4 protein-coding genes and 1 pseudogene are annotated in these 3,769 nt (G+C 55.1%); 4 read left to right on the top strand and 1 reads right to left on the bottom strand.

Annotated features, from left to right (window positions below; all coding sequences use genetic code 11):
* Positions 1-53: 53 nt before the first annotated feature.
* A complete protein-coding gene (locus tag ACFPOB_RS23580) occupies positions 54-401 on the bottom strand; it encodes a hypothetical protein (protein ID WP_377800812.1) in 348 nt (115 codons plus the stop codon).
* Between the two features lie 321 nt (positions 402-722).
* Between ACFPOB_RS23580 and ACFPOB_RS23575 the strand changes: the two genes are divergently transcribed.
* The 4 genes and pseudogenes from ACFPOB_RS23575 to ACFPOB_RS23560 all read left to right on the top strand — a co-directional run.
* Positions 723-1,559 carry a helix-turn-helix domain-containing protein gene (locus ACFPOB_RS23575; protein WP_156448948.1) on the top strand — a complete coding sequence of 279 codons (837 nt, stop codon included), beginning with the start codon at positions 723-725 and terminating at the stop codon, positions 1,557-1,559.
* A 337-nt stretch (positions 1,560-1,896) separates the two neighbouring features.
* A complete protein-coding gene (locus ACFPOB_RS23570; protein WP_377800811.1) occupies positions 1,897-3,252 on the top strand; it encodes a porin in 1,356 nt (451 codons plus the stop codon).
* Positions 3,253-3,356: 104 nt separating this feature from the next.
* Entirely contained in the window at positions 3,357-3,494 is a 138-nt protein-coding gene (locus ACFPOB_RS23565; RefSeq protein WP_156448947.1) for a hypothetical protein, read from the top strand.
* A 90-nt stretch (positions 3,495-3,584) separates the two neighbouring features.
* A pseudogene (locus ACFPOB_RS23560) lies at positions 3,585-3,769 on the top strand (hypothetical protein); the annotation flags it as partial.

Raw genomic sequence — 3,769 nt, 5'->3', positions numbered from 1 at the left:
GTGGCTGGGGTCCACATCGCTCGCTCCAAGATGGCCTGAACAACCCCTTGGAATCACGAGTGCCCCAGTCGCTCAACCCTTTCGGGACGGGCTCTTAGGACCGAGTACGGCAACACGTAGGAGAATTGGTGGATCTGGCTTCCAAGGGGGAACTCGTTTGTGAAGGCGATATAGCGATCTCGGCCTTGCTTCCGCAGCGTGGCGATACCCTGAACGACCCCGGCCTCCTGATTGTAGGCCTCTTCGATCAGGAAAGAGTTGTCCTGGATCCCCTTGGCAGGACGGTCATCAGTTCCATCACCGCCGCCCGGCGGTTGGATACGATCCGTCTGGCCCTGAGGTTGGGCAAGGGCGAGAGTAATACCAACAAAATATGCTGTGACAGCGTAGGATAGGTTCATAAAGGCTCCATGGAGCTATGATTTCGTGATGTTGCTAGTTAACTGAGCGTCCGTTGCGCACGGCAAGGTCGGCGACGACAGCGGTCATTGCGGAAAGGACGAAAGCGACAGCGAGCTAGCCTCCAGGTCGTACCCTAACCCCACGATGAGCGAAAATATGCATATGAGAATGAGTTGCAATAGTGCATTTTCGTTTTCGTTAAGCTTTTTTGCCTTGGTCGGGTGACCTCCGCTATGGCGAGTGAAAAAGCCGGCCCGTCCTAATCGATCCTAATTGGGGTCAGCTTGTTGATCCCTCCGGGTTTCCCGTAGGCCGTTTCGTTGAGTCACGCCGCCATGGCTGGTTGCTCAGGAGTTGGAGCCTCCGACAAGTCCGGAGCGGTTCACAACGCGGATTCGAGGCTGGCCGGGAATGCCTCCTGCAACCGCTTCCTGCCCGCTATGATAGGGAGTATTCTGAGTGACTTCAGTGTAGCGCCGGAAAGAGATGGAATGACTCCTGGACAGGCCCGAGCAGCACGCGCATTTTTGAATCTGGATATGAAGACAGTCTGCGAGCAAGCTCCAATAGGAAAACGAACGCTGACGGAATTCGAGCGGGGCTCGCGCGCGATAGCTGATACCACTTTGGCGCGCCTTAGAGGCTATTACATTGCACAGGGGATTGGCTTCAAATCGACCGACAGCGGCGACGAAATTACGTGCCGTGATAAGCCTAATGAAGCGAATTATGATGATAGCGGAAACGTAAAATTGAAGTTAGAGTACGATGACCGTTTTGGCTTGAACGAAATAGCGACTGAGTTTAATAAAATAGAGGTTTATATTGATGGGTATGATTCATATATAAACTTCTCGCGTGATATTATAAATGCTGCACTATCTGTTGCCGGACTGAATCAAAAACAGTTCGCTAGCGAATTGAACTGCTCTCCAGCATTTGTTAGCGCAGTGTTACTGCAAAAAAAGTTATTATCTGTCGATTTAGCAAGAAAAATACAGGATAAGTACCGTATTAACGGCATACATAGTATGGTTGTGTCGGAAAAAAAGATCAAAAAATTGTTAGCTGACATGCGACGAATTTCGTCAAATCTCGTAGAAGAGGTCAAACAAATGCAGCAAGTTAATTCTATAGCTAAAGGAATTAACCTTTAATATTTGGAGTGCTTTTCAAGCTGCGATCTTTAATTGGCGCGTATTGAAGGCGTCCATTTCCTATATGTTGCTTGATAGCCACATTGGCGGCTAATCCCGCCGAAGCGCCGCCTTTTAGGCTTCCGGCGGCGTGATTGAGGTTGATCGGCAACCCCGCATTCGTATGGTGTTTCTGCGTCGGGCAATTCCCGGTCGCTGTTTTTCGTCTTCGCCTCTGAATGGTTCAGGGACGGGCGAAAAGCCGGGAATAGGCGAGTTCTTCGGTTTGGTCTCCTGGGGCTGCCGAAACGGAACGGACCGAAGCCCGAGGGTCTCGAAACTCATTTGGAGGTTACCAATGAAGCTCGTTAAGAGCCTCCTCCTCGGTTCTGCCGCCGGTATCGCCGCGGTCGCCGGGGCTCAGGCCGCCGATCTTCCTTCGCGGAAGGCCGCTCCGGTCGAATACGTTCGCGTCTGCTCCGCCTATGGCGCAGGCTTCTTCTACATCCCCGGCACCGAAACCTGCCTGCGCTTCGCTGGCCGTGTTCGCGCCGAAGCGCGGTATCTTGAGGCTTTCAACCGACAGCAGGACGTTTCCGGCTTTCGCGCACGCGGAACGTTGAACATCGACGCTCGCACCGCGACCGCCTATGGCACGCTGAGAACTTTTATTCGTTACGAGATGACCCGAAATGGCGGCAACTATGCCGGACTTGTGACCAATCAGACTATCTTGACTCCGATTGCGACCCAGGCTTTCACCCAGACCATCGATCTGAACAAAGCGTTCATTCAGTTCGGTCCGATCACGGCCGGTCGTGCGACGTCGTTCTTCGACTTCTACGCCAACGCTCTGAACTGGAGCGGGTCATCGGGCTCGGACAGCTATCTTTTCGATCCAGTTCTCTTCGCCTACACGGCGACATTCGGCAGCGGCTTCAGCGCGACGATCAGCGCGGAAGAGCCGACGTCGCGTCGTATTGCCGGCACGGGCGTGTTTCCCGCCGGTACGACTGCCTACAACTATGGCGGTTCGCGCTTGCCCAATATCGTCGGCAACCTGAACCTAACGCAGGGCTGGGGCTCGGCTCAGCTTTCCGCTGCGCTGCAGGAGCTCAATAAGCCGGTCGGCGGAGCTCTCAACCAGGATACGGTATACGGATACGCCATTCAGGGCGGGCTGATGCTGAACCTGCCTGCTTTTGCGGCTGGCGACGTTCTTTGGCTGCAGGCGACATATGCCGAAGGCGCGATTGCCTATCTTGGCTTTCTCAATGCTGCCTCGACTCGTCAGCTTGGCGGTCTTGGTTCGCTTCAGACTGATGCGGCGGTCGATGCCTTTGGAAACGTCAAGAAGACGAAAGGTTATTCGCTGACGGCCGCCTTCCGGCATTACTGGACTCCTCAGGTTCGCCAAGCCGTCTTCGCCAACTATACGAAGCTTGACTATGATTCGACTGTTCAATCGCCGATTGTTGCGGGTGCCCGCGGCAACCTGACGGGCTACACGGCTGATACGTCGCTCATCCAGGTGGGTTCGAATGTGATTTGGTCGCCAGTAAAGGATCTTGATCTTGGCGTAGAAGTGCTCTACCGTCGTCTTGATCCGGCAGGCAAAGTCGTCGATTTCAACCGCAGTGTTAATGGTTTAACGTTTATCAAAAGCAATCAAGACGTCTTTGAAGGCCGACTTCGGATTCAGCGCGACTTCTGATTGGTTTCGCTCCGTAGAACCTACGGTGATTGCACAGGAACCCCGGGGAGACCCGGGGTTTTTGTTGTTTTGGTCGCAAACGGGAGAAGTGGAAAACTGGCTAGATGCGTGAGCGGGTGATCGCCTCGGCTGAGGCAGGGCTGCCGGCCCGTCATGCCGCCGAGCGGTTTGGCGTCGGGATCGTAACGGCGATCGTCTGGTTTCGCCGGACGCGCGAAACCGAAGAGCGCAAGGCGCGCTGACAGGGTCAGCCGCGGGGGTCCAACCTCGATCCGCAGGGGGCCTATCTGCAAGGGCTGATCGACGCCGACTGCGACATCACGCTGGCCGAGATGCAGGCCAGGCTGCTGGCTGAGCATGGCCTGAAGGCGGCGATCGGCACGCTCTGGAAGTTTTTCGACCGGCGTGGCCTGACAGTCAAAAAACGTATGGCTCGCCCCGCCTGCAAGGGATTTCTTTCCGGCTCTTCAGTCTGCGCCAACGTATCCGGTCTCGAGGTCGTGCCTCGGCCAAGATG

The organism is Allobosea eneae (assembly GCF_042657265.1).
Classification (GTDB): domain Bacteria; phylum Pseudomonadota; class Alphaproteobacteria; order Rhizobiales; family Beijerinckiaceae; genus Allobosea; species Allobosea eneae.
This window is presented reverse-complemented; position numbering and strand designations above follow the sequence as displayed.

Excerpts from the sequence above, each read along its gene's own strand:
- ACFPOB_RS23580 (WP_377800812.1), bottom strand. The coding sequence starts at position 401 with ATGAACCTATCCTACGCTGTCACAGCATATTTTGTTGGTATTACTCTC.
- ACFPOB_RS23570 (WP_377800811.1), top strand. The coding sequence starts at position 1,897 with ATGAAGCTCGTTAAGAGCCTCCTCCTCGGTTCTGCCGCCGGTATCGCC.
- ACFPOB_RS23565 (WP_156448947.1), top strand. The coding sequence starts at position 3,357 with ATGCGTGAGCGGGTGATCGCCTCGGCTGAGGCAGGGCTGCCGGCCCGT.